This window comes from Actinomadura fulvescens, from assembly GCF_039533225.1.
GTDB lineage: Bacteria > Actinomycetota > Actinomycetes > Streptosporangiales > Streptosporangiaceae > Spirillospora > Spirillospora fulvescens.
The window spans coordinates 1-606 of record NZ_BAAATD010000057.1; the positions used below are offsets into that span (position 1 = coordinate 1).

The following is a 606-nucleotide window of genomic DNA, read 5'->3' on the forward strand; positions in this document are numbered from 1 at the left end:
TCCGGTACTTAATCTGTCGGTGTTCAACGTCAGACGGGCACCGGCCTTCGCGTTTGAGCAGAGCAAGCGCGCGACCATAGGCGGGCGCTTTATCCGTGTTGATGAATCGCGGGATCTGCCACTTCTTCACGTTGTTGAGGATTTTACCCAGAAACCGGTATGCAGCTTTGCTGTTACGACGGGAGGAGAGATAAAAATCGACAGTGCGGCCCCGGCTGTCGACGGCCCGGTACAGATACGCCCAGCGGCCATTGACCTTCACGTAGGTTTCATCCATGTGCCACGGGCAAAGATCGGAAGGGTTACGCCAGTACCAGCGCAGCCGTTTTTCCATTTCAGGCGCATAACGCTGAACCCAGCGGTAAATCGTGGAGTGATCGACATTCACTCCGCGTTCAGCCAGCATCTCCTGCAGCTCACGGTAACTGATGCCGTATTTGCAGTACCAGCGTACGGCCCACAGAATGATGTCACGCTGAAAATGCCGGCCTTTGAATGGGTTCATGTGCAGCTCCATCAGCAAAAGGGGATGATAAGTTTATCACCACCGACTATTTGCAACAGTGCCATTCGGATTTCATATAACCTATTTTTGTTGTTCAAGTT

Annotated in this window: 1 protein-coding gene; it reads right to left on the reverse strand. The window is 52.6% G+C overall.

Translation table 11 applies throughout. The features are described 5' to 3' along the window. On the reverse strand, positions 1 to 505 hold a 505-nt coding region (locus ABD333_RS47395; RefSeq protein WP_047727537.1), incomplete at its 3' end, for an IS6-like element IS26 family transposase. Positions 506 to 606 lie beyond the last annotated feature (101 nt).